At 71.0% G+C, this 23,734-nt stretch carries 18 protein-coding genes and 3 pseudogenes; 10 read left to right on the forward strand and 11 right to left on the reverse strand.

The window, feature by feature from the left end; translation table 11 throughout:
• Positions 1 to 69 precede the first annotated feature (69 nt).
• A complete protein-coding gene (locus OG798_RS40960; protein ID WP_443054220.1) occupies positions 70 to 2,094 on the forward strand; it encodes an SWIM zinc finger family protein in 2,025 nt (674 codons plus the stop codon).
• A 23-nt stretch (positions 2,095 to 2,117) separates the two neighbouring features.
• Here the strand turns inward: OG798_RS40960 and OG798_RS40965 are convergent, their stop codons facing one another.
• The 6 genes from OG798_RS40965 to OG798_RS40990 all read right to left on the reverse strand — a co-directional run bounded on the left by OG798_RS40965 (position 2,118) and on the right by OG798_RS40990 (position 9,597).
• The gene (locus OG798_RS40965) at positions 2,118 to 2,486 is read right to left on the reverse strand and encodes a hypothetical protein (RefSeq protein ID WP_267063240.1); all 369 of its coding nucleotides are present in this window, start codon (positions 2,484 to 2,486) and stop codon (positions 2,118 to 2,120) included.
• Between the two features lie 554 nt (positions 2,487 to 3,040).
• Positions 3,041 to 4,087: a hypothetical protein gene (locus OG798_RS40970; RefSeq protein WP_328758649.1), complete on the reverse strand. Its 1,047-nt coding sequence runs from the start codon at positions 4,085 to 4,087 to the stop codon at positions 3,041 to 3,043.
• Positions 4,088 to 4,119: 32 nt separating this feature from the next.
• Positions 4,120 to 4,344: a hypothetical protein gene (locus OG798_RS40975; protein ID WP_328758650.1), complete on the reverse strand. Its 225-nt coding sequence runs from the start codon at positions 4,342 to 4,344 to the stop codon at positions 4,120 to 4,122.
• Positions 4,345 to 4,356: 12 nt separating this feature from the next.
• Entirely contained in the window at positions 4,357 to 6,081 is a 1,725-nt protein-coding gene (locus tag OG798_RS40980) for a hypothetical protein (protein ID WP_328758651.1), read from the reverse strand.
• 142 nt (positions 6,082 to 6,223) lie between these two features.
• Entirely contained in the window at positions 6,224 to 8,722 is a 2,499-nt protein-coding gene (locus OG798_RS40985; protein WP_328758652.1) for a hypothetical protein, read from the reverse strand.
• Entirely contained in the window at positions 8,623 to 9,597 is a 975-nt protein-coding gene (locus OG798_RS40990) for an ALF repeat-containing protein (protein ID WP_328758653.1), read from the reverse strand. Before OG798_RS40990 ends, OG798_RS40985 begins: the two co-directional genes overlap by 100 nt.
• Positions 9,598 to 10,395: 798 nt before the next feature.
• Here OG798_RS40990 and OG798_RS40995 point away from each other — a divergent pair.
• The 4 genes from OG798_RS40995 to OG798_RS41010 all read left to right on the forward strand — a co-directional run bounded on the left by OG798_RS40995 (position 10,396) and on the right by OG798_RS41010 (position 14,674).
• The gene (locus OG798_RS40995; RefSeq protein WP_267063245.1) at positions 10,396 to 10,575 is read left to right on the forward strand and encodes a hypothetical protein; all 180 of its coding nucleotides are present in this window, start codon (positions 10,396 to 10,398) and stop codon (positions 10,573 to 10,575) included.
• A 485-nt stretch (positions 10,576 to 11,060) separates the two neighbouring features.
• A complete protein-coding gene (locus OG798_RS41000) occupies positions 11,061 to 11,687 on the forward strand; it encodes a transposase (RefSeq protein WP_328758654.1) in 627 nt (208 codons plus the stop codon).
• A 33-nt stretch (positions 11,688 to 11,720) separates the two neighbouring features.
• Positions 11,721 to 12,617: a DNA cytosine methyltransferase gene (locus OG798_RS41005; protein WP_267063247.1), complete on the forward strand. Its 897-nt coding sequence runs from the start codon at positions 11,721 to 11,723 to the stop codon at positions 12,615 to 12,617.
• A 209-nt stretch (positions 12,618 to 12,826) separates the two neighbouring features.
• On the forward strand, positions 12,827 to 14,674 hold the full coding sequence (locus OG798_RS41010) for a DUF2207 domain-containing protein (protein WP_328758655.1): 1,848 nt from the start codon (positions 12,827 to 12,829) through the stop codon (positions 14,672 to 14,674).
• Between the two features lie 189 nt (positions 14,675 to 14,863).
• On the opposite strand, the pseudogene OG798_RS41015 reads toward OG798_RS41010, so the two are convergent.
• Positions 14,864 to 15,148, reverse strand: a pseudogene (locus OG798_RS41015) (VOC family protein); the annotation flags it as partial.
• Between the two features lie 195 nt (positions 15,149 to 15,343).
• On the opposite strand from OG798_RS41015, the gene OG798_RS41020 reads away from it, so the two are divergent.
• Positions 15,344 to 16,135, forward strand: coding sequence for a COG4705 family protein (locus OG798_RS41020; RefSeq protein WP_095851787.1), 792 nt, complete (start codon positions 15,344 to 15,346; stop codon positions 16,133 to 16,135).
• Between the two features lie 29 nt (positions 16,136 to 16,164).
• On the opposite strand, the pseudogene OG798_RS56690 reads toward OG798_RS41020, so the two are convergent.
• From OG798_RS56690 to OG798_RS41040, 3 genes and pseudogenes are all read right to left on the reverse strand, one after another.
• Positions 16,165 to 16,802: pseudogene (locus tag OG798_RS56690) on the reverse strand (hybrid sensor histidine kinase/response regulator).
• A gap of 118 nt (positions 16,803 to 16,920) precedes the next feature.
• Positions 16,921 to 17,640: pseudogene (locus tag OG798_RS41035) on the reverse strand (polysaccharide deacetylase family protein); the annotation flags it as partial.
• Positions 17,637 to 19,034: an MGDG synthase family glycosyltransferase gene (locus OG798_RS41040; protein WP_328758657.1), complete on the reverse strand. Its 1,398-nt coding sequence runs from the start codon at positions 19,032 to 19,034 to the stop codon at positions 17,637 to 17,639. The pseudogene OG798_RS41035 and the gene OG798_RS41040, both read right to left, overlap by 4 nt.
• Before the next feature lie 202 nt (positions 19,035 to 19,236).
• On the opposite strand from OG798_RS41040, the gene OG798_RS41045 reads away from it, so the two are divergent.
• The 3 genes from OG798_RS41045 (at position 19,237) to OG798_RS41055 (ending at position 21,375) form a co-directional block, all read left to right on the forward strand.
• Entirely contained in the window at positions 19,237 to 19,650 is a 414-nt protein-coding gene (locus OG798_RS41045; protein WP_121414561.1) for a BlaI/MecI/CopY family transcriptional regulator, read from the forward strand.
• Positions 19,651 to 19,654: 4 nt separating this feature from the next.
• A complete protein-coding gene (locus tag OG798_RS41050; protein WP_328758658.1) occupies positions 19,655 to 20,671 on the forward strand; it encodes a M56 family metallopeptidase in 1,017 nt (338 codons plus the stop codon).
• A gap of 368 nt (positions 20,672 to 21,039) precedes the next feature.
• Positions 21,040 to 21,375: an ATP-binding protein gene (locus OG798_RS41055; protein ID WP_328758659.1), complete on the forward strand. Its 336-nt coding sequence runs from the start codon at positions 21,040 to 21,042 to the stop codon at positions 21,373 to 21,375.
• A 5-nt stretch (positions 21,376 to 21,380) separates the two neighbouring features.
• Here OG798_RS41055 and OG798_RS41060 read toward each other — a convergent pair whose 3' ends face one another.
• Positions 21,381 to 22,424 carry a sodium-dependent transporter gene (locus tag OG798_RS41060; RefSeq protein WP_095851783.1) on the reverse strand — a complete coding sequence of 348 codons (1,044 nt, stop codon included), beginning with the start codon at positions 22,422 to 22,424 and terminating at the stop codon, positions 21,381 to 21,383.
• A 92-nt stretch (positions 22,425 to 22,516) separates the two neighbouring features.
• On the opposite strand from OG798_RS41060, the gene OG798_RS41065 reads away from it, so the two are divergent.
• Positions 22,517 to 23,368, forward strand: coding sequence for a COG4705 family protein (locus tag OG798_RS41065; protein ID WP_328758660.1), 852 nt, complete (start codon positions 22,517 to 22,519; stop codon positions 23,366 to 23,368).
• Positions 23,369 to 23,734 lie beyond the last annotated feature (366 nt).

Genomic DNA, 23,734 nt, shown 5'->3' on the forward strand with positions numbered 1-23,734 from the left:
GTGACCGGGGGCGTGGACGTGCCGGACGCCGAGCCGTCACGTCCGTCGGCCGGGCCGCGCCCCGCCGACGTGGCGCGTCGCGCGCTGCGGGCCGCGCGGGAGCGCGACACACGGGGCGCGGCGGCAGGGGACGAGCCGGGTTCGCGGTCCGACGGGGTGACCTCCCCGGCGGCCCGACCGGGCGACGCGGCCAGGGAGGCCCTGCGCCGGGCCGCCACGCGGGGGAGCGGTCCGCATCCGGACCCGAGTTCGGGTGCGGGTGCGGACACCGTCCCGGATCCGGAGACCGACTCAGGCGCCGAACCCGGTCCGGTACGGCCTTCCGCCCGCGCGGAGACGGCGGACGCCCCGCCCGCCGACGTGCCCCTAGTCGGCACGCGTCCTGGTGACATCGCCCGTGAGGCACTGCGCGCGGCGCGCACGGAGGCCCGACAGGCGCGGACGGCGGCGGAGACCAAGGGCGCCGGAAACGCGCACCGGTCGGCAGACCGTGCGGCGGCCGGTGCGCGGGCCCGGCGCGACCGACGGGACGAGGAGCGGGGAGGCCGGGTCCGGGACGTACGAGAGGTGCTCGCGGAGGCCTTCGAGCTGCCCGGCGCCGAAGCGCCCCGCGAGACCGACGTCGAGACCAACACCACCATCGACACCAACACCGAGACCGCCCCCGACGCCAACAGCGACACCGAAACCGACGCCGAGAAGTGGCACCGCAGGTCGGTACACCCGGCGCACCCGGCACAGTCGGAGCACCCGGCGCAACCGGTGCTCCCGACGCAACCCCGGCTCAGCGAGCCGAGCACGCTCCCGTCGGCCGCCGCCGTGCCGCGCTCGATGGCATCCCCGCGCCGCGACGGCGAGCTGCGCCGCACGTTCGAAGCGCTCCCCGCCCGCACCTCGCACGCGGACACCTTCGCGGAGACCTGGTGGGGCAACGCCTGGGTGAGCGCCCTCGAAGAGGGGGCCCTGGACGCGGCGCGGCTGGCGCGCGGACGGGCGTACGCCGACCAGGGGCACGTCGACGCCATCACCGTCACACCGGGACTCGTGCTGGCCTATGTCCACGGGAGCCGCCCGCGGCCGTACCGCGTCCAGGTCCGACTGCGGACGCTGGACGACGGCGACTGGGACCGTTTCCTCGACGCGGCGGCCGAGCGCCCCGGACACATCGCGGCGCTTCTCGACAAGGAGATGCCCAAGTCGCTCGCGGACTGCGGAGCCGACCTGCTCCCCGGCCCCGGAGACCTGGCCCCCCAGTGCAGCTGCCCCGACTACGGCCACCCCTGCAAACACGCCGCCGCCCTCTGCTACCAGACGGCACGTCTGCTCGACGAGGACCCCTTCGTACTGCTTCTGCTGCGCGGCAGGGGCGAGCGCGAGCTGCTGGACGTGCTGTCCCGCCGCAACGCCACCCGTGCGGCCCGCGCCGCCCAGGAACAGCAGTCGGCGCCGCTGCCCGGTGTACGGGCCCGTGACGCCCTCGCACGCCGGGCGCTGCCGCCCCTCCCGGCGCCGCTGCCCGCCCCCGCGCACCCCGAGCAGCCACCGACCTACCCGGGCGCGCCGGGCGGCCCCGACCCGTTCGCGCTGGACCAGCTCGCCACGGACGCGGCCGCCCGCGCGCACGCGCTGCTCACCACGGGCCGCGACCCGGTCGCGGAGCTGACGCTGTGGCAGGACGCGGTACGGCTCGCCGCCGCCCGCCCCGGTTCCGGCCTCACCGCCGCGACCCGCGCCCTCTACTCATCGCTGGCCTCCGCCGCCGGCCGTACCCCCGCCGACCTGGCCCGCGCGGTCGCCGCCTGGCGGCAGGGCGGGCTCGAAGGGCTCACCGTCCTCGAAGAGCCCTGGGACCCGCCCGCGGGCCGTTTCGACCGCGCCCGCCCCCTCCTCCTCGCCGCCGACCTCCCGGCCTTCCGCCCCTGGCGCAACCATCTCACCCACCCCCGCGGCCACGCCCAGCTCCGCCTGGGCCACGACGGCCTCTGGTACGCCTACGAATCGGAACCGGGCCACGAGGACTGGTGGCCCCGGGGCACCCCCGACCTCGACCCGGTCGGCGCTCTGACCGGCCTCGGCGCACCGGGCGAGCTCTGACCCGCCCGCCCGCGCCGACCGAGTCACACGGCATCCCGGTCAGGCACCACAGGCCGAAGACCCCTGCCCTCCAGTACCGGTTCGACGGCCCGGAAGACTCCCCGGTCCTCATCCTCGGACCCTCGCTCGGCACCACCTGGCACATGCCGTAGAAACCGTCCACGGGTGTCCAGTTGGTCCGGGGAGGCAGGGCAGACGTGGAGCCGGAGGTTGTAGCCGCTGGCGACCACGATCCTGGTGAAGTTCGCCGGAGGCCGGCCAGGAAGCATCGGCGTGGGATTCGCCTGCTCCTCTTCGGGGATCCAGCCCTCGCCGCCGGAGCCCCATTCGGTGGTGGCGATCGTCAGCAGCGGGACCGCCTCGGTGCCGCACTCGGAGCAGATCCGGGGCATGGGATCGGTGAGGCCCCAACGGGTCCAGCCGCCGACCTTCCAGCCGGGAGCGATGGCTGGGAGCGATGGACAGATGGTCCCCGTAGAACTCGTCCGGGGCGAGCTCGTAGGAGCTGCCAGCGCTGACCCGGCCGCCAGCCACCTGCTCCAGTCGCCCAGTTGCTCCAGCAGTTCCTTGCTCAGTTCCGAGGATCTCGTTCACCCGGTCCCACGTGTGGCGTGGGCGACCCGGGGTGGGGATGCAGCCGGGTCGCCGTGCGCGCCGGCGGGGCCAGTTGAGGGAGGAGCGTGGTGACGTCGAGCGGCCGCGGTGGGGTGGTGGGACTCATGTCGGCTCCCGATGGCACGAACTGGCTGTGGTCAGTTACCGAGGTTGAGCAACCTGGTGCTCTTCGGCAGTCAGGCCGAGACCGCCGAGCGGACGCTCGCCGGTGAGGAACCGACGGTCCGGGTGGACCGTACTGCAGGTTCGAGGAGCGACAGCGTCCGCTGCTGTGCGTCAAAGGCGGCGCGGATACCGACCGGCATCGGCAGGTTCGGTTCTGCGCGACCGGTCACTGGACCAGTTCGATGTGGGGATGGTCCGGGGATACCGGGCAGACGTGGAGTTGCAGGGCGTAGGCGCCGGCGATGTCGAGGAGAGTGAAGTTCGAGGGCGGGGTGCCGAGGAGGAGCGGAGTCGGGTTCGTCCGTTCCTCCTCGGGCATCCAGCTCTGGCTGCCGGAGTTCCATTCCGAGGACGCGATGGTGAGGAGCGGGGGCGTCTCGGTGCCGCATTCGGGGCAGGGGCGGGGCATGGGGTCGGTGAGGCCCCAGCGGGTCCAGCCGCCGGTCTTCCACCCAGGGGCGTGGCACAGGTTGCGGAAGTAGAACTCCTGCGGGTCCAGCGCGCCGGTGCTGTCCCACGCGAATCCGGCTGTCTCCCACAGGTTCACGTCGCCCAATTGCTGCTGCAGTTCCTTGCTCAGCTCCAGGGGGCTGGGGTACTCGGTGATCTGTTCCGGTGCGAGCAGGCACGGTTCCGGGAGGTACCAGTCGAACTGGATCACAGGCGGCTCGGGCGGGGCCTCGAGAACGTCGGTGACGGAGGCGGAGGAACGCCAGAAGAGGGCGGTTCGGGGGTGTGCAAACTCCTCGTGGTCGCAAGGGCACCACAGGACCTGGAGAAGGTCGGCGCCGGGAGGGCTGACCGGGAGAGGGACGTCGCGGGCGTAGAGCTGGGCCACGGGAATCATGGGAATCGGGCCGTCGAACCACGGGTGGCCCTCGCGGAGCCGCTGCTCGATCTCCCGATCCTCGGGCGTGATCGCGGGCGCCTGGGGGTCGCGGAGCCGGCGCTCGGCCGCTGCTGCATGGATGCGACGCAGGATCCGGATCTCGTCCGGAGAGTGCATCTCGTCTGCCGCTTCACTGTCGTGCGGCTCTACGCAGTGGGGCCACGGCTCGTCGGCGGGCCACAGAAGCGGCCCGCCGACCGAGCTGTCGTACACGGACGGAGACCCTGGCCGGGGATGCAACCGGGTCGCTGTCCTTGCCAGCGGGGCCAGTTGAGGGAAGAGCGCGGTCGCGTCGAGCGGCCGCGGCGGGGTGGTGAAACTCATACTGGCTCCCGATGGCACAAACTGATGGGTAATCAGTTACCGAGGTTGTACAACCCGGTGTTCTTCGGGGTGTTGGGGACATAGACGTTGGGGAACAGCTCCTCGGTCGTCCCATCCGCCCGTTCGATATTAGCGTTCATCGTGACACCTACCGGGATCGTGCTGGTCTCGTCGTTGTAGACGGGCGTCACCTGGTAGAAGACCGCGTCGTCCGTTCCGAGACTGGAGGAGGAGTCCCTGATCATTTTCTGCGCCATGGTCTCGCAGGTTCACATGCTGGGCGTGCCGGTATTCATCCCTGAATGCCAGCATGGGACGAGATTGACCTGTATACCCCTTCCGCCGGTGACCTTCGGAATCAGGTGACACCGGGCCTGCCCGTTGGTGAGCGAGTTGTCAGCCTTGAACTTCTCCGCGTCCTGCCAGCCCGGGATGTCTCCCTGTGCATCGGTGCCCTCGGGGGCCGTCCTGTCCAGGCATGCCTGTGCCTGCGTCGGCCGCTGCCCGGGCGGGCCGAGCGGGCTGGTCGTCTTGTTGACGTGGGGGACCGGTTCGGTGGTGTTCAGGATCCACCCGTCGCCGTTGGGAAGCGCATTGAGCGGCGTGGTGTCCAGGCAGCGGGCGTGCGGGCCGGTGTCCGGCAGAGTGAACTTCACCTCGAACTGGTCGGCGTCGATCACCCGCTGGTCCGCGAAGCCCTTGGTGAGCTGTGCGTCGGCGAACTGCTTGTCGGCGGCTGTGGCATGGGCACGCACACAGGGCGAGGTCCGGTCCAGCTTCTTGCTGTTGCCCAGTACGTACGTGTCCCACTCGCCGTTGCCGAGGTTGGGGATCACCTCGACGCACTGGGCGCCGTCGGTTCCCCCTTCCTTCGTCTCGGCGAAGGGGAACTCGCTGCAGGTGTCGGTGCTGACAAGATCCGTCTGCGCCGTGAAGCTGCCGCAGGTACGGGCCGTGCGGTCGGCCACGCCGCTCGTCGACCGGGTCAGCGGCTTGCTCTTGCCCCAGCCGTCGTCGAGGTTGTTCTGCGCCCACGCATAGGCGGCCACGGCGCCGCCGGCGTCGGAGGCCTTAGCGCTCATAGGCACGACGGGCATGATCGAAGGGATGACACAGCCCGCCGTCGAGGTGCCCCCGACCGCGTTGTCGCAGCGGATCTTGCGCGGGTTGTCCCACGAGGCGTTCGGGTCGATGGCCGTGGCGCCCGGGGAGGTCACATACAGCTTGTACGACGTGAGGAACTCTGCGACGGCGCCCGCCGCGGGGGCCGAGGAGTACGTGACGGTGCCGTTGAGGGACTGCCCCAGGACCAGGTCGCTGTTGTACCAGGGCGCGGTCTTCGTCGCCGTGCAGCCGGTTCCGCAGGCGGCGCGGAACTTGGCGTTGAGGGCGGTGACCTCGCCGGATGCAGCGGTCATCGTCACGGTCACCTGCTCGCTCCACGTCGTGCCGCTCGCGGGCAGTGACGCACTGGTGGAGATCGTCAGGGTGCCGCGTCCGAGCTCCGCGCCGTTGCTGTCGCGCAGGAGGTAGAGGACGTTCACCCCGGTCACGCAGTAACTGAAGCGCTCGTAGGAGTAGTTGCCGGGGGTGGTGATGGAGCAGCTGGCGGCGGCCGCGGCAGCAGCAGTGGGGGCAGCGGCAGTGGCGGCAAGGCTCTTCGGCTGTGCCGTGGTACGCGCGGCCAGGATGGGGCTGGTGCTCACACACGCCTCGACGGCGCCTGCCCGGCGCTCCTTCGAACCCGCCTTCGTAGCCTCACAGCGTTCCCCGGACTGCTTGGGGAAGGCGCTGGTCGCGGTGGCGGGGACCGGAGCGGCGGCCCGGTTCGTGCTCCCCGCCTTGTGGGGGGATGCCTTCGGTGCCTGGTGCGCGGCCTGCTGTGCCGTGGCCGTGCCCGCCGTGGTGAGTCCCAGCGTCACCGCGGTCAGTACGGCCAGTACGGTCGACCGGGCCCGTATTCGGGCCGCGCCTCTGGGGCGTATCTCGTGCATGTACGTCAGATCTCTCTTCCTTGATTCCTTGTCCTGCTGGCAGGGGGAATGGGGGGCACCGGACATGCAGTGCCCCCCTGAATGGCAGCGGTGGGCGGCCTGCGCTCTACCGCGTCAGGGCCGGACGAAAGGGACGAACTCGTCAGCTGATCAGTCTGTAGAGATCCCTGGTGATGCTGGAGGCCCCGTCCTCGACAACGCCTGCGATCTTGCCCACGACGGGCTTGACGAGAGTGCTGGCGGGCTTTGCGGCCGCGCCCAGTGCCTTGCTCACGCCGAAGGTGACCAGGCTCAGGCCGGTACTTGCGGCGGACCACCCGAACTCGCTGCTGGTGAAGCCGTGTTCGATGCCGGTGAAGACAGTGCTGATGGCGCTTGCACCCACGGAGACCTCGGCGAAGAAGCCGGCCGCGACGAAGGCCGGCGGGAAGACGAAGCCTGCGAGAGTGCAGCCGGCGGCGAGGAAGCCGGCACCGATGCTGACCGCGTTGGCCGCGTCGGCGTACCACTGGGCGTCGTTCCACCACTCGTCGGAGTCGGCGGGGTCCTTGGTGCCGTTGGGGTTGACCTGGTTGTTCCGGTCGTGGGCGGCGGGGTCATCCTTGGCCAGGCGGGCCTCCTTGGCCTTCTCGGCGGCGGCCTTGGCGGCGGCGGCCACTTCGGCCCGGTGCTTGTCGGCGACGATCCGCTTGGCGTCGGAGTACGCGGCGGCGGCCTCCTTCGCGTCCGCCTGCGCGGCGAGCTTGGCGGCACGGGCGGCGTTGGCCGAAGCCTGCGCGTCGGCGGAGGACTTGAGGGCGGCACGCGCCGAGTCGATCGCCTTGTTGGCCGCGTAGTTGGCTGTACGTGCCGCGCCACGGGCGGTCGCGGCAGCCGCCTTCGCCTTGTCGGCGGAAGCCTGGGCGTCAGCGGCCGACTTGTCGGCGGCGTCCGCGTTCGCTCGCGCCTCGTCCGCGTAACTGTCGGCCTTCTTGGACGAGTCGAGCGCCTTGTCCGCCCATTCCTGGGCCTTTTGGGCGTCGTTACGGGCCTCAGCGGCGGCCTTCGACGCGAGCTCCGCGTTCTGCTGCGCCTGGTAGGCGATCTTCGAGGCGGCGGCGATCGCACCGCGGATCGCGGCGACATGGGTGGCGGTGTCGTGGTCGAACTGGGCCGTCTGGAACTGCACCACGGAGATGAAGTTGCGGAGCATCCACGCCGGGCCCTCGAGGGCGACCTCGGCGTAGGCCTTGGTGAAGGCGCCACCGGTGGTGATGAGCTGGCCGGCAAGGACCTTGTCGTCCTCCTCCTGCGCCAGCGGGTAGTCGTGGTCGAAGAAGTAGTTGAGGGATTCGGTGGTGTTCTTGTCGAGTGCCTTGTTGCCGGCCTCGGTGACGGCCTTGCCCGCGCCATCGTTGAGGATCTTGACGATCGCGACGCGCAGCTCCTCGTCGGAGGCCTTCTTCATGCCGATGGTGAGGAAGTCACCGACGGCCGTGGAGCTGGAACTCGCCAGGGCTAGCTGAGCGGCCTCGGCGATCTGCGGCGCGGCGACCGTCGCCACATGGAGGGCGGTCTCGCGGTCGTCCTGGGCTTCGGCGAGGGCCCGGTCGAGGTCGATCCAGGCGAAGATGTCGTCGTCGGAGCCCGCCAGGGCGTGCTGGGCGGCCTGCCGGGTCCAGGCGCCTCGGGCGTCGATCCGGCCGATCGCGGCCTTGCGCCCCAGGGTCCCGGCGAGCGCAAAGTCCCCGGAGTACAGGGCCTGTTCGGCCCTGGTGGTGAGGTCCTTGGTCTCCTGGGCGGTGCGGTCCGCCAGGAGCCGCTTGTCGCGGACGTCGGACAGCTCGGTCACCTCGACGGAGGCGAGCAGCTGTGCCTCCTCGATCGCCTGCTGCTTGTCCTGCTCCAGGGTCTGGGCCTCGGCGGCGCGGGCGTTCTTCTCCACCTCGATGGCGTCGGTGACGGCCTTGGTGGCGACGTTCGCCGCCTTCACGGCCTCACCGGCGTGCGCGGTCGACTTGTTGGCGTAGTCGATGGCCTGGCCCGCGTACTTCACGGCCTCCTCGGCGGCGGTCGCCGCCTTGTCGGCGTGGTCGGCGGCGGAGTTGGCGGCGTCGCGGGCGGTGCGGGCCGCGGCGGCGGCGGTGCCGGCCAGGGCCTGTGCGGCGGAGGCCGCGTTGGTGGCACGGTTGGCGGCAGCGGTGGCGATCGTGGCCTGGCGCTTGGCCTCGTCGGCCTCCGCCTGGGCGACACCGGCGGCGACGGCGGCCTGGGCGGCGGCCGTGGCGGCGGCGGCCGCGTTGCGTGCGGCGGAGGCGGCGGCCCTGCCGGCGGTCGCGGACGCGTCGCCGGCGATGGCGGCCTTGTCGGCGGCCTTGGCGGCGCTGCGGGCCTTGGCCGCCGCGTTCCTGGCGGCGACGGCGGCGTTCTTGGCCACCTCCGTCTTGGTCGCGTCCTTGGAGGCGGCTATCGCGGCCTTGTAGGCAGCGGCCGCGGCGCTGCCCGCCTTCGAGGCGGCCTGAGCGGCGCCGGTGGCCGCCCAGGAGGCGCGGCGGGAGGCGCTCACCGCGGCATTGGAGGCGTTGATGGCGTTGCGTGCGGCGTCCGCCGCGCCCTTCGCCGCGCTCGCCGCCTTGCGGGCCGCCGCCCCCGACTTCTGCACATCGTTCTGGGCGGCGGTCGCCTCGGCAGCGGCCTTCTCGGCGGCTTCCTTGGCCTTCCCGGCGGCGTCTCGGCGCGGGCCGAGGCCTCCACGGCCAGGTTGGTCTCCTGTTCGGCGCGCTTGCCCTCGCGCTCGACGAGGGCCACCAGCTCCTCGATGGTCGCCGACTCCTGGTCACGGGCGCGCGCGATGTGCTGACCGGTCTCGATGAACCACTCCACATCGCTCGCGGCGCCGTCGAGCGCACGGCTCGCGTACTTCCGCACCTCCGGGCCGGCGGTCAGCAGCATGGTGGTGACCTGGACCCGGGTGTCCTCCAGGCGCGAGTCGTACTGGCTGTCGGTGAGGAAGGTGGTGAGAGCCGGTGTGGTGGCGGCGTTGAGGGCGGCGTTGGCGCTGCGCACCACCGCCTTGCCGCCGGTGGACGAGACGGTGGTGGTGGCGACCTGGAGATCTTCGAGGATGGCCGGTCTGAAGCCGTCCTGCAGGAACGCGGCGATCGCGGCGTCGCCGCTCTCGAGGGTGGCGACGGCCTCCCGGCGCAGGCCCTTGCCCGCACGGTCCAGGCTGCGGACGATCGCCACCCAGTTGTCGTCCACGGTCTGCCTCGGCAGCGTCTCGGCGAGGAAGGTCTGGATGGCGGCGTCCGAACCGTAAAGGGCCACGGCGGCGGCGGCCTTGACGCCCTTGCCACCGGTCAGCCACGCCCTGACGACCTTGGCGCGCTCGGTGTCGGGCAGCGGCACCGGTTCGGGTGCGGTGTTTTCGGCGGCAGCGGCGGTGGCCGGTATCAGGACCGAAGGAGTGGCCGCGACGGCGGTCGCGGCGGCGAGCACACCGAGCACGCGGCGTCTGCTCCAGAAACTTGTCTGCATAAAGGGATTTCCTCGCGTGAGAAGAGGGATGAGCTCCGCTGAAACCGCGCGGGCAGGATCCGGCATGGGTATACGTGGGAACGTCAGTGAATGACGGTGACCCTACCAACTCACCGCAGTGAAAGCAGAGGCAAAGGATCGGGAAGGTCGTAGGCGCCACGCGAGGTGTTACAAAGTTGTCGCTTCTTTCCGTGCAGCCCTTTCGGGAAGTGGCGAACGTCCCGTCTGACGCGTCGTCAATATCCGTTTTTCGAGCGGATTTTGACGGTTAACCAGCGCTTCGCCTTGTGTTGCCATGGTTGCGTTCGTGAAGGTCGTAGAGGTCTACAGCCCTCGCGGCGAGAGATCGGGCGAGCCTTTGCGAAGTAGCTGCGATACCCCTCGATATGAGGGATATTTCGCATGCCTGCCATTCCGCTTTGAGGCGAGGAGCGCAATGGGGGGACATGGCGTAATGGCTGTGAAGCGGCGAATGAATCGACTTGTTGCGCGGATTCTTGCACGGCGGCGGCAGGCGCACTTGCCGTACTCGCCACGACCGCTGGTGTCCTTGTCCCGCCGTCCGAGAAGGCCGACACGGCGAGCGTCGCAGACAGCACCCCCGGCAGTGCCGTGGAGGACTTCGACTACCCGCAGGCCGACAAGATCCTGGCGGAGAAGAACCTCGTCCTGAAGCGCGGCGGCGGCCACATCGCGCTCGCCGACCGCGTGGCCGGCACCGGGTAGCTCGAGCTCCTGGCCCGCAACAACAGCGGCAAGATCTGCTTCAAGGTCGTCGGCGAGGAGGGCCGGCTGACCTTGGAGATCCCTGCCGTCTACTCGGTCAAGGGCGACGACTACTTCACCACCGTCGACATGACCGTCGGCACCGAGGAGAAGTCATTCGACATCACCCGGAACGCCTGGACTCCGGTGGGCGAGGCCGCCGAACCGGAAGGCCGTGACTACCTGCTTGTCGAGATCAGAACCTCCGAGTAGCCCCTCGCAGCCGTCCCGTGACCACCATGCTGCGGTCCGGCGTGTACCGGACGAGCAGTCCTCGTTCCGGGGAAACAACTCACCCATGACAGCCGAGATCGCGGGGGATCAGTCCGCGCCGGGGCGGCTTCACGCGCTGCGACCCCAGAGCCACACTCGCCCCGGACGTGGTCGAGCGGGACTTCACCGCACCGGCGCCGAACCGGTTGTGGGTCACCGACCTCACCGTGATCACCACCGTCGATCCCGCGCCCGCGATAGTGCTCCGCAGGGCCACAAGCCGTTCGTCAATGCCGGTCACGAATGGGCGAGTGGTCACCACAGTGTCAGCCCGTCAAAGCCAGGTTGAGCATCGGCTCGTTCGAAGCCGTGCGGCTGTGATCGATGCGTGCCGGTGTGCCGGGGCCAATGGCACGGTTGCGCGGTGCCGTCCCGGACGAGGGTCTGACTCATGACATCTATGACCGAAGTGTCCAGTCGCAGGCGTGTCGACTGTCGTTGCGGGATGGTGCCCGCTGTCACCGAGCGGCAGGGCGTGTCCCCATAGGGGCCTTGCGGACGATCAGGCGCCGTCACGGTTCAGAGCGCCCGAGCAGGCCGGTGCCGTCCACCCAGACGTCACCACGCGGGAGGCGAACCACCGCGACGACCCGACAGCGCAGCACCTCCTCCAGCACGGATCCTCCCGTTCCGGGCGAGGTCGTCCTGGGCGTGGACACGCACGGCGAGACTCATGCCGCCGCTGTGGTCTCCCCGCTGGGGAAGGTCCTGGGCACGGAGTCCGTTCGGCCACGGCGGCCGGCTACCGTCGGCCGCTCGTCTGGGCCCGCAAGCTGGCCTTCGCCGCTCTGTGCGGAGTCAGTCCCATCGAGTACTCCTCGGGCCGTCGGACCTCGCGCCGGCTCAACCACGGCGGCGACCGCCAGGCCAACGCCGCCCTGCACCGCATCGTGTTCACCCGGCTGCGCGTCGCCCCCCGCACCCAGGCGTACTACGAACGCCGCACTCAGAAGGTCAAGACCTGTCGTGAGATCATCCGATGCCTCAAGCGATATGCCGCCCGAGAGGCCTTCAACCTGGTCAGGATGGCATCCAGCGTCCCCCCGTTATAGGGGCGTCTGGGATACGACACCACGCACTGGACCGTGTACGACGCCCGGGACGACGGCGCTCCCAGTCCATGGTGTGCGGCCTTTCTCGTTGCCTTGCGCGACGAGCAGGCTTCCTTTGAGCCTCCCCTGCCTACTCCTAAGGCGCTGACGCCGTCGACCCTTTCCAGGGTTCTCGACACGAGCATGCGATTGAGATCCGCGGGCACGTATATGCCAGAGGGGAAGGGGCCTGTCAAAGCCTGGCCCGCTTGCGGGATCAACATCCTCCGCTTAGCCGACGACCTCAGGAACGCCCAGGCATCGTTGCTCGGTCCCGACGGGCCCTACCTCACCGTGGAGCAGGCAGCGCTGCTGCGGGGATTTCCTGACGGCTATCCTTTCGAAGGCAGCTCACGGACCGTTTACCGGCAGATCCTGCACTCCACAGCGCCCGCTGTGACACGTGCCCTCGGGAGGGCAGTCGCTAAAGCGCTGGAACGCGCGGAGGGCGAGCCCACGTCTGCCAAGAGCAGTGCTCTGGGTCGCTACGACCTGGAACGAGCCAAAGCCCGCGGTGACCGTAAGGACTACCGCCTCGACCGACTCCTCATGGAGGAGGGCGGGCAAGCACAGGTTTTCCGGGCAGTGCACAAGGAGACCGACACCGAAGTCGCTTTCAAGCGCCGCAGTTCGGAGCGTGAAACAGCCGTCGCACGGATGCGGCGAGAGATCGAGGTATCCCAACTCCTGGGCCGGCAGACCCACTACATGCCCATCCTCGACTCCAGCCCACAAGACGGGTGGCTCGTCCTGCCGATGGCACAGGCGACCGCGGAGGGTCGGCACGACGACCTCAGGGATCCTGCATCGCTACGCGGTCTGGTCGAGGCGCTCATGGGGGTCTTCGAACTTGATGGGAGTGCGGCGGTGCGGGTGCCCGGGCGCAAGTAGCCCGCTTCGGCTTCAGGAACCGAGAGAACCAAGGGGGTCAAGCTCCAAGCGCGTGACGCCGCCTGCGCTCACGCTGTGCAACCACTCGGCGAAGCCGACGGGAGGCGCACCCCCCAATTCGAAGACCCTTGTTGTCGGCCCGCCGCCGGGATAGCGTTGCGACCTTCATGGGGGCTGGGGAGGCCCCCGTGACAACAGGGGGTATCTCCTTGAACACCGCGAAGGACAAGAGACCGAGAGCGGCGGGGACCCTGAACCGGAGACGCAGGGGCGTCGCCTCGATCAAGATCTTCTTCCTCGTTTTGCTGCTCAGCGGTCTCGTCGTGCTCTTCCGGATGGGCGGGAACGTGGAGCGCGTCAACACGATGTGGGTGGGCGCCGAGGTCGCCGCCGACGGCAGCATCCGCGTCACCGAGGTCATCGACTACGACTTCGGAGAGCCCGACAGTACCCGGCACGGCATCTACCGCGACCTGCCGGACCTGCCGTACGACGAGGACGACGCCAAGATCAGCGTCAGCTTGGACGGCGCCCGGGTCCCGTGGGAACTCACCGTCGGGGGCTACTACGAGAAGCCGAACGGCCAGCGGGAGATAGCCACTCGGATCAAGGTGGGCGACCCCGGCGGCTCGGTCACCGGCGTGCACCGGTATCGCATCCGGTACACGCTCACGGACGTTGTGAAGAAGGGTAAGATCGCCTGGGACGCTGTCGGCACCGGTTGGCGGGTCGACCGCTCGGACGTGGAGATCCACGTCGTGGCCCCGTACGAACTCACCGGCGCACGCTGTGTGCACGGCACCAACGGTTCCGAGGACGCCTGCACCGCCCGCGGGAGCGGTCCTGGGCGGCTGGACGTCACCCTCGACCAGCTGAAGGGGCACGAGGGTGTCACCCTCTACGCCTCCCGCGGACAGAAACTGACCGGAGCGAAGGTGGCCCTGCCCGCGCCGCCCTCCGGAAAGGCCGTCGGCACGACCGTGGAAAGCCCGCTGCGGGTGGGTCTGCTCGCGTTCGGTTTCACGCTGGTCTGCGCCGCCGTGACGCTCTTGCTGCTGCGTTTCCTCGGCCGTGACCGGATCGTCGAGGAAGGACCCGACGGCACGCCCGGCCGGACGCGGCGCGTCGCCCTCGACCGGCTCGCCGCCTCGCTCACGCCATCGCCCGTGCCCCCAGCGGAATTGACCCCGGCACAGGGCGGGATCCTGCTCGATGAACGGGTCGAGAACCACCACCAGGTGGCCTGGCTCCTCGGCGCGGCGATCGACGGACACATCGGCATCGAGGGGACCGACCGGCATCCCACCCTCACGCGCCGCGATCCGGCCGACGCACCCGCGGACCCGCTCGCCAGGGTCGTCTTCGGCAGCATTTTCTCGGGACGCGACTCCGTCACCCTGGGCCTGCGCGACCCGCAATTCCGGTCGGCATGGGAGAGCCTCAACCGCGGGCTGACACAGTGGCAGGCCGACAGCGGTCTGTGGGACGCGGCCGCCGCGCGTCGCGCCCGCGTCGGACGCACCATAGGCACCGCCGCCACCCTGCTCGGCTTCGTCACGACGGCCGTCGGGGCCTGGCTCGGCGGCCACCGGAACGCCGCCGGCTGGCCGGTCCTCGTGGTGGGCCTGATCGCCGTGGGTGCCGGCTTCGCGCTGCGGCTGCGCTCCTGGGAGCTGCACACCCGCACCCCGCGCGGCACCGCCCTCTGGCTTCGGACGGAGGCGTTCCGGCGCTATCTCATGGACCCCTCCTTCCCCCAGCGCGACGAGCACCCCGGCGAGATACGACTGAAGCTGTACACCGCGTGGGCGGTGGCCCTGGACGTGGCCTACGCGTGGGAAGGAGCGATCGCCGACTCGACGGCCGCTCCCGTGCACCGCTCGACCCTCGTGGCCGGGTTCGCCCCAGGCTTCGCCCTCGGCCTGATCACCGCCGCCTCGACGTCCAGCGCCGCCCCTTCCTCCAGCGGCAGCGGTGGCGGAGGTGGCGGCGGAGGGTCCGGTAGCGGCGGAGACGTCGGTGGGGGTGACGGCGGCGGTGGCGGTGGGTCCTGGTGACCTCTGGTACTTGTAGGGGCCTGGCTCAGGCCTCTACGCCGCCGCCGCGACGATGAGCGGCTGCCGCGGGCCCAGAGCTTGGCGCTGTTCGACGCCCTGGCCCGATGTGGACGGTTCTCCAGACACTCAGATGTGTCTCACCTACTGGTGCCGTCGTTTCAGGAGCCTGCGCGCGAGGGTGGCCACATCTCAGCGCAGTTGCTCGGCCAGTCCGACGATGATGCCCTCCGGGCCGCGGAGGCAGCAGAGCAGATAGCTGTCCTCGAATCGGGCGATCTCGCCGACGAGTTCGGCGCCGTGAGGGCGCAGGCGGGCAACGGTGTCCTCGATGTCGTCGACGGCGAACATGACGCGGTGCGTGCCCGGAATGTTGTGCGGCCGGTTGCGCGGCCCGGCGCTGATCACCGCGGGGCTGCGGTACTTCGCCAGCTCGAGCCGACTGTGACCGTCCGGGGTCCGGACCATCGCGATGTCTGCGTCTCAGTCGCCAGGCCGATGTCGGGAGACCACCGATACCACCTGCCCCACGCTGCCGACCAGCGCATCAGCCAGTGCGTTCAGGTCGCGTTCAGGTCCGGCTGGGCCTCGGGCAACTTCCGCACCGGAAGCGCCAAAACTCTGGCAAAGGGGTCTGGGACGAGAGCCGGGCCTCATGTCATCGTGCCTGGCATGTCGACTGATCACCTCACTCATAACCGGCCCGCGGGCCACATCCGTCACGCGGCGAGCAAGGTGCCGGAGGTGACCGTCTACTTCTGGATCATCAAGGTACTCACGACCGGCATGGGCGAGACGGCCTCCGACTGGCTCGCCCACCTGCTCGGCCCGATCCCCGCGGTCGGTGTCGGCGGTATCGCCTTGGTGGCCGCCCTGGCGGTCCAGTTCGCCGTCCGGCGGTACGTGGCCTGGGTCTACTGGACGGCGATCGTCATGGTCAGCGTGTTCGGCACGATGGCCGCCGACGTCCTGCATGTCGGCCTCGGCGTGCCCTATGCAATCTCGACCCCGTTCTTCATGGCCGCGCTGGCTGCCGTCTTCGTCCTCTGGTACCGCAGCGAACGCACCCTGTCCATCCACAGCATCCACACCCGGCGTCGCGAGACCTTCTACTGGGCCGCCGTGCTGGCCACGTTCGCGCTTGGCACCGCCGCTGGTGATCTCACTGCCACGATCGGGCTCGGCTACCTGGGCTCCGCCGTCCTGTACGCCGCCGCGATCGCCGTTCCGGCCGTCGCTCACCGGTGGGGGAGCCTGAACGCGGTGGCCGCGTTCTGGGCCGCGTACGTCATCACCCGCCCGCTCGGCGCCTCTGTCGCCGACTGGATGGCCGTCGGCCACGGCAGGGGCGGACTCGACCTGGGCCTGGGGCCGGTCACGCTGTCCTGGACGGTGGCCATCCTCTGCTTCGTCGGCTACCTGGCCACCTCCCGCAAGGACGTCCAGCGCGACGTCACACCGTGATACGCCGGTAGCGCCGAGTGCGGCTGCCGTCACCCGGCAGGCAGGCTGACGACGAATCGTGCCCCGGGGGTGTGTTCGGGGTCGTACGTCACCTCGCCGCCGGCGCTGCGTGCGAGGCGTCGAGCCAGCGGCAGCCCGAGGCCCGCACCGTGGTGTCCGTCGCCCGGATCCGCACGTTGACCGGGCTCGAAGAGCCGTGAGGCGAACGGGCGCGGTACGCCGGGCCCGTCGTCGATGACCTCGACGCGTACGGCGTCCCGGACTGCGTCCAGTGCCAGGTCTCCCGCTGTGGCGGCAGGCGGCGGCGCGGCCCGTTTGAGGGCGGCCCGCAGGCGGGCCGCGAGTTCTGCGAGGTGGAAGGGCTTGGGCAGGTAGTCGTCGCCTCCGGCCGAGAACCCGGACAGCCGGTCGGTCAGCCGGTGATGGGCGGTCAGGAAGATGACGGGGGAGAGGAACCCGTTCGCGCGCATCGCCTGGCAATGTCCCGCCCGTCGGCGTCGGGCAGCCCGATGTCGAGTACGGCGGCGGAGACGTCGACGGTGGCCAGGCGCAGGGCGGTGGCGCCGTCCGGCGCGGGGTCGGGGTCGAAGTCCTCGTCGCGCAGTCCGCGCATCAGCACGTCACGCAGGGCGTGATCGTCCTCGACGACCAGGTTCGTCTGCCGCATGGTCCTCCCTCTGCTCTCGTGTCGCGTCCGTTTGTTCCGGTGCAGTGTCCGTCCGGCCGCCCGCGGTGCTGCCCATTGGTCCTGCCGTCCCGCGCGTGGTGTCCGTGTCCGTCGGCCATCCGTGGTCGCGCAACGGGCCGACCTCGTAGCCCCGTTGCGCACATGTGTCGAGGATGCGGGGGAGCGCGCCCAGGGCCGAGCGCCAGGCGCCGGGAGCGGACGTGCAGTCGGAGTCGTGCAGCAGCATGGTGCCGCCGCCGTCCAGGTCGGACGTGACGGTGCGGTGGACGGACTCCGGTGTGGCGCGGGCGGTCCAGTCCTCGCCCCAGCAGGTCCACAGCACGGGGGTGAGAGCGAGGCGGCGGGCGGCCAGATGTGCGGCGGTCGACATGACGCCGTACGGGGGTCGGAAGAGTGTGGGCCGGATTCCTGTGATGTCGGCGACGGTGTCGCGGGCCCAGGCGAAGTCGTCGTACGTGGCGCGTGGGCCGCGCAGCAGCAGCGGGCGGTGCAGCCAGCCGTGGATGCCGATCTCGTGTCCCGCCGCGGCGATCTCGCGGACCAGGCCGGGCGAGCGTTGTGCCTCGCGGCCCAGCAGGAAGAAGGTCGCCCGGATCCGGCGCTCGGCGAGGAGACGCAGGAAGAACGGGGTGGACAACGGGTCGGGTCCGTCGTCGAAGGTGAGGGCGATGTGATCCGGGCGGCCCCGGCCCGAAAGGCGGGGCATGACGCGATTGCGCAGTGGTCCGAAGGTGGAGACGGCAGGTGCGGTCTGGACGGTCATGAGGACGGGCAGGGCGGCGAGGGCGGCGGTGCGGACCAGTCGGGCGGCGGTCACGAGTGGTGGCCTTCCGGGTGGGGGGCGTGGGCCGGGTGGGGGTCGTCCAGGTCGAGACCGTGCCCGATGGCGTGGATCATGCCCGGGCCGTCGTACGCGGTGGCGATCCCCGTGCCGACGGCACAGGCCCAGACTGCGCAGGCCACGGCGGTGGTGGCGACGAGCCGGCGTGCCGCCGGACGGCGCCGTCGCACGGCGGACCGGGGAGGCAGCGGCGGCAGCCCCGCGCGGTGGACGCGCGCTGTTTCCGCGGCGGGTCCGTCGTTGGGCTCGGCGGAGAAGAGGGCGAGACCGGCCGCGCGTTGGCTCAGTCCGAGCGGGCCGTCGATCAGGTCGCACAGCACGGCCTTGAGGCGGGCCGGGTCGCGGATCCAGACCGCCGTACCGGCCTCCTCCAGAGCGGCGGCGTTGGTCAGCCCGTGGCCCGGTATGCACCGGTAGCTCGCGACGGGCAGACCGGTGGCGAACGCCTCCAGGGAGCTGAGCCCGCCGGCGTTGTGGAGCAGGACGTCGGCGGCGTGCATCAGGGCGGGCATGTCGTCGACCCAGCCGTAGGCGTGTTCGATGCCGTCCGCACGAAGCTGCTCGGCCAGCGCCTCGTTGCGGCCGCAGACGACCACGGGGACGGCAACGCCGCAGTCGCGCAGCTCCAGGGCGACCTGCCGGACCGGTCCGACTCCCCAGGAGCCGGCGACCAGCAGCGCCAGCGGGGCGCTCTCCGGCAGCCCGAAGCGGGCCCGGGCCGTGTCGCGCTCCCGCGCGCTGCCGGGACGGAACCGTGGATCCACGACCGGACCGCACACCCGGACGTCCCGCGCCCCGGCGCCCCGGGCCTGGGCGGCGGGCACGGCGTGTGCGGCGAGGTGGACGTCGACACCGTCGGCCACCCACAGCGGGTGCACGGAGAAGTCGGTGAGATACGTGAGGACGGGCACGGCCAGCCGCCCGCGGAGCCGCAGATTGCCCAGGACGCGGCTGGCTCCCGGGTAGGTGGAGACGACCGCGCCGGTGCCGGGGCGCAGCGCGCGCAGCATGCGCTCCTCGGCGGTGCGCAGCAGCGCCCTGGCCAACAGCCCGCCACCGCCGGCGCGTTCGGTGCTGCGGTAGACCCGCTGGTAGGCCCAGGGGGCCTGGACGAGCATGCGGTGGTAGCCGTCCCGGACCAGTCGTCCGATCCGGGCGGGCAGCAGGTCCAGCAGGTCGAACCGGTCGACGACGAGGCCATGGGCCGTGAGCCGGCGTTCCAGTTCGGCGGCGGCGCCGTCGTGACCGGCGCCGATGCTCGCCGAGACGATCGCGACGCACTCGGCCCGTGCCGTGATCGGCACCGGCTCGGGGCGCAGGGCGGCGGCCGCCAGGGCGCGCGGATGCACTGAACTTCCGAGGTAGGGCATGGCTCGTTCCTCCGCAGGTGGAGTGGGCGGCCGAACTCTACAACATGTAGTAGGTAAACTCGTACAAGATGTAGTAGCTCCCTGTGGGCCCCCGTCGGCTCCCGTCGGCTCCCGTGGCGGAGATCCCGTCGGCGTCGGCGTCCTACAAGCCGTAGTAGATCCGCCGGTAGGCTGGGGTGCCGAGCGGGAAGGTGGGTGAACGGTGCGCGACCGGAAGAGCGACGAAAGCGGCGGGGCGACCGGCAGGAGGGCGCGCGGGGAGTTGGAGAGCGGTGTCCTTGCCGCTCTGTGGGCCGCGTCCGAGCCGCTGACCGCACGCCAGGTCCTGGAGCGGCTGCCCGGGGGCCTCGCCTACACGACGGTGTTGACGATCCTGTCGCGCCTGCACGACAAGGGCATGCTCGTACGGCATCCCGCGGGCCGCGGATACGCCTACACGCCCGTCCGGGACGAGGCGTCCGACACAGCCGTACGGATGCGCAGCCTGCTGGATCGCGGCTCGGACCGGGAGGCGGTGCTCACCCGCTTCGTATCCGAACTGTCCCAGGAGGACGAGCAGTTGCTGCACCGTCTGCTGGGCGAGCAGGACGCCGGACGCGGCGACGACGGGCAGTGAGCCGGTGAGGATCAGCGTGTACGTCCCCCTCGTGGTGACCGTGGTCCTCGCGGTGCTCGCGCCCCGGGCAGCCCGGCGGCCGGCACCGCGTCTCGCGGCCTGGTCCCTGGCGTGTGCGGCGCTCGTGACAGCGACCGGCTGGCTCGGCTCACTGGCCCTGCTGGCGTTCACCGGGTTCGCGCAGATCCCCGAGGTCGCGGAGGAGGGCCACTGGTCGGTGACCGCGCTGCGCGCGCAGGACCCGGTCTCCTTGGGCGTCGCGACCGTCAGCGCCCTGACCCTGGCGGCGGGGCTCGTATCGCTGGGGGCGGCCGCCGTACGGCAGGGCCGCCACGTCCTGTGGGCGCGGCGCGAATGCGGCCGGGTGCCCGGAGACACCGAACTGGCGGTGCTCGACGATGAGGCCCCGCAGGCGTTCGCGCTGCCCGGTACCCCCGGACGGATCGTGGTGTCCCGCGGGATGCTGCGCTGCCTCGGTGACGCGGAGCGCGAGGCACTCCTGGCGCACGAACGGGCCCATCTCCGCGGCCGCCACCACCACTTTCAGACCGTGTGGCGACTCACAGCGGCCGCCAACCCGCTGCTGCGACCGCTGGCCGAGGCCGGTGGCTTCGTCCTGGAGCGGTGGGCGGACGAGGAGGCCGCAGCCCGGATCGGCAGCCGTACGGTCGTCGCCCGCGCCGTCGGGCGGGCGGCTCTCGCCTCCGCCGGCATGCCACGCCCCGCTTCCCTGGCCGCGACCGGCGGGGCGGTGCCCCAGCGAGTACAGGCCCTGCTGGCCCCGCCGCCCCCGCGCCGCACCCTGCCCTTCGCGGCGGGCGCCCTCCTGCTCACCTTGTGCTGCGCCAGCCTGGCCAACGCCGCCTCGGACAGCGAGAACCTGGTCGAGAGCGCGGAACGGGCCCAGTGCGCCGCGGACGCCGGGGCGCTGGGCGCGGCGTGGGCAGGCCACCCCGGGCAGCGGCCGGAGGCCTGCTGCCACGCCGGTGGAGCCGACGGACACGGAAGGCACCGCAGGTAGTCGCGTGGTACCGCGGTACGACGTGCGCGGCGCGGTTCAGCCTCCCGGTACCACCGGATCGGGGTGATTCGGCGCTCAGCGTTGCCGGTGTGGCGTCCGAGGTGACGCACGCCGGAGCCCGACAGGGAGAACACGAATGATCGACGCACGGCAGCTGACCAAGAAGTGACGGGGGCGCCGGGGACGCGGATGTCGTCCGACGTCTCAGGGGTCCCGCACCCCAGGCGTCTGCCGTCGCGGGCGAGCAGTCCGTGCCAGCGCTCCGCGGCCTCGCGCAGCAGCACGGCCGTGTCCGGTGTGGATCAGCGCGAGGGCGCGGACCCCGGCGAGGACCGCCCAGACGATCAGGACTCGGTCGCGTAGGGCGGATGCCGGTGAGGAGGCCCGTACCCGAGATCCTCGGCGTCCTGCTGGACAGCGCGCGCGTCCACGGGCGTGGCACCGTACGTCTCACGGCCCGCGACCTCGGCGAATCCGTCGCCTTCGACGTCACCGACGAGGGCGCCGTGGACGGTGAGGCGGCTCGGCTGTTCGACCGCGGCCACACCGGTGCGGGACCGGGCTCCGGCATCGGCCTGTCCCTCGCCCGCGACCTGGCCGTCTCTCTGGGCGGCAGACTCTCCCTGACCGGTCGCCGTCCTGCCACGTTCACTCTGCTCGTTCCCGTACGCCAGGAGGAGGCCGGCCCGGCGGGCGGCGGCTGAGCATGTCAGGGGCCTGCCGGCGGAGCGGGGTCGCGCCGCAGGCGGGTGACCATGCGACTCGCGGCGGTCTTCTGCAGCAGCCCGTAGGTGAGGACCGGCAGCAACAGGTGCGGTTTGTCGGGCAGGGTAGAGGTGATCAGGACCGCGCTCGCGCTGCTGTTGTTCATGCCGCAGGCGAGCGTCAGCGACGAGGCGGTGCCCGCCTCCAGTCGCAGGACGCGGGCGGCGGCCCGGCCGAGGGCGAAGGAGAGCAGGCAGACCAGAGCGGCCACCGCCAGGGCGGCGGCGAACAGCAGAGGGCGGGGCCGGGTGAGGACGGAGCCGAGGGCGCCGCTGGCGTTGACGTAGGTCAGCAGCAGCGAGCCGGTCAGGGCCAAGGGCGTCACCGTCAACTGGAGGCGGTGTAGCAGGCGCGCGGGCAGGACGAGCGCGCCCAGGAGGCCCGCCGCACAGGGAAGGACTACGGCGGTGAGGGCGAATCCGCCCTCGGCCAGCTGCCCTGTGGCGGCGAGGGTGTGCGCGTAGCCGCCGCTGAGCAGCGGCGCCAGGGTCTGCAGCAGCAAGGGGGTGGTGACCGGGCTGAGGAGGGTGGAGGCCAGGACGAGGCCCACCATCGTCGGCTGGTCGCCGTCGCCCTTGTCGGTCCACACGGTGGCTCCGGCGGCGACGGGCATCGCCACGACGAGGATCATCGCGGTGAGCAGTCCGCTGCCGCCGTCGGTGTCGGGGGTGCGCCGCAGCAGGAAGGCGACGAGCGGCACGACCGCCAGCGGGATCGCGAGGTGCAGCACGAGCCCGGCGAGCAGGGCCTTCGGCCGTCGCAGCAGGCGGCCCAGCGCGCGGACAGGTACCTGGAGCCCTGCCGAGCACAGCACCAGGGACAGTAGGAGCGGTGCGGTGTGCAGCGTCAGGTGCGTCGGCGGTATCGGTAAGGGGTGAGGGCGGCGCAGCCACAGGCCGGGGCCGGGCAGGAACAGGGCGAGGGCGTAGGACATGACGACGACGCGGCCGAGCCGGTGCCGCAGCCAGGACGCGGCGCGGGTGTGCATGCGCTCATCGTGATCAGGCCGGACCCGGAGGGCCGGGAAAGTCGCGCGGCGGTCAGGATGCGTTCAGGTAACCGCTGGCACCGTCTGGCCCCATGACCTATGAACTCTCCGAGACTCCTGAGGCCGAACCGGGCACGAGTGCCTCTGCTCGTCCCTCCCCACGTCTGCGCTGGAACAAGGTCCCCGAGGTCACCGCCTACTTCTGGATCATCAAGGTGCTGTGCACGACGGTCGGCGAGACCGCGGCCGACCTTCTCAACGAGAAGGCCGGTCTGGGCCTGACCGGCGTGTCGGTCCTGATGAGCGCACTGCTCGCGGTCGTCCTTGTCATCCAGTTCCGCACCACCGCCTACCGCGCGGGCGTGTACTGGCTCGCGGTCGCCCTCATCAGCGTGGTCGGCACGCTGATCAGCGACAACCTCACCGACAACATGGGAGTACCGCTGGAGACGACCACCGCGGTGTTCGCCGTCCTTCTCGCCGTCGTGTTCGTCGTCTGGTACCGGCGCGAGCGCACCCTCTCCATCCACAGCATCGACACCACCAGCCGTGAGGCGTACTACTGGCTGGCCGTACTGTTCACCTTTGCCCTCGGAACGGCGGGCGGCGATCTGGTCTCCGAGCGCATGGACCTGGGCTACTGGCTCGCGGCGGTCCTGTTCGCGCTGGCCATCGCCGCCGTGGCGGTCGCGTACTTCGCGCTGGGCCTGGACGCGGTGTGGAGCTTCTGGATCGCCTACATCCTCACCCGCCCGCTGGGCGCCTCGATCGGCGACTACTTGTCCCAGCCGACCGGCAACGGCGGCCTCGGGTTCGGCACCGTCGTCACGAGCGGGCTCTTCCTGGCGGTCATCCTCGGCCTGGTGGTGTACCTGATGGTGACCCGCAAGGACGTCGCGGACCCTGCGCGCGTGACGCGGCACAGCAGGTCCAGCATCGGCTGATGAGGCTCCAGCCGTCGGCCGGTCTCGGTGTCCAGCTCGGTGATTGCGGCATCAAGGGTGTCCAGGTTGGCCAGCAGTCGGCGGGCGAGTACCCCGCGGTGTTCGACGCGGAAACGGTGCCCGAGTGCCACCTCCAGCCTCTCCCTTTTGGACCGCAAGCGGCCCTTGACCAGCGAGGCCAGGACCTTTGGATCGCGCTCTCCCTCCACCAGTGCGTCCAGGATCGCCCGCGCGGACTTCGAGTACGCCTGGGAGGCCACCGATGTCAGCTTGATCCCGGCATCCTGGAGCACCCTCTCCAGTCGCTGGATCATCCGAGCCCGTTCCTGTGTCATCGCTGTCCGTGACCGCGTCAGATCCCGCAAG

Origin of the sequence: Streptomyces sp. NBC_00271 (assembly GCF_036178845.1) — a bacterium.
Classification (GTDB): domain Bacteria; phylum Actinomycetota; class Actinomycetes; order Streptomycetales; family Streptomycetaceae; genus Streptomyces.

Coding starts and splice junctions, on each gene's coding strand:
- OG798_RS40965 (WP_267063240.1), bottom strand. CDS start 2,486: ATGCCCCGGATCTGCTCCGAGTGCGGCACCGAGGCGGTCCCGCTGCTG.
- OG798_RS40970 (WP_328758649.1), bottom strand. CDS start 4,087: ATGAGTTTCACCACCCCGCCGCGGCCGCTCGACGCGACCGCGCTCTTC.
- OG798_RS40975 (WP_328758650.1), bottom strand. CDS start 4,344: ATGGCGCAGAAAATGATCAGGGACTCCTCCTCCAGTCTCGGAACGGAC.
- OG798_RS40980 (WP_328758651.1), bottom strand. CDS start 6,081: ATGCACGAGATACGCCCCAGAGGCGCGGCCCGAATACGGGCCCGGTCG.
- OG798_RS40990 (WP_328758653.1), bottom strand. CDS start 9,597: ATGCAGACAAGTTTCTGGAGCAGACGCCGCGTGCTCGGTGTGCTCGCC.
- OG798_RS41020 (WP_095851787.1), top strand. CDS start 15,344: ATGTCGACTGATCACCTCACTCATAACCGGCCCGCGGGCCACATCCGT.
- OG798_RS41040 (WP_328758657.1), bottom strand. CDS start 19,034: ATGCCCTACCTCGGAAGTTCAGTGCATCCGCGCGCCCTGGCGGCCGCC.
- OG798_RS41055 (WP_328758659.1), top strand. CDS start 21,040: ATGCCGGTGAGGAGGCCCGTACCCGAGATCCTCGGCGTCCTGCTGGAC.
- OG798_RS41060 (WP_095851783.1), bottom strand. CDS start 22,424: ATGCACACCCGCGCCGCGTCCTGGCTGCGGCACCGGCTCGGCCGCGTC.
- OG798_RS41065 (WP_328758660.1), top strand. CDS start 22,517: ATGACCTATGAACTCTCCGAGACTCCTGAGGCCGAACCGGGCACGAGT.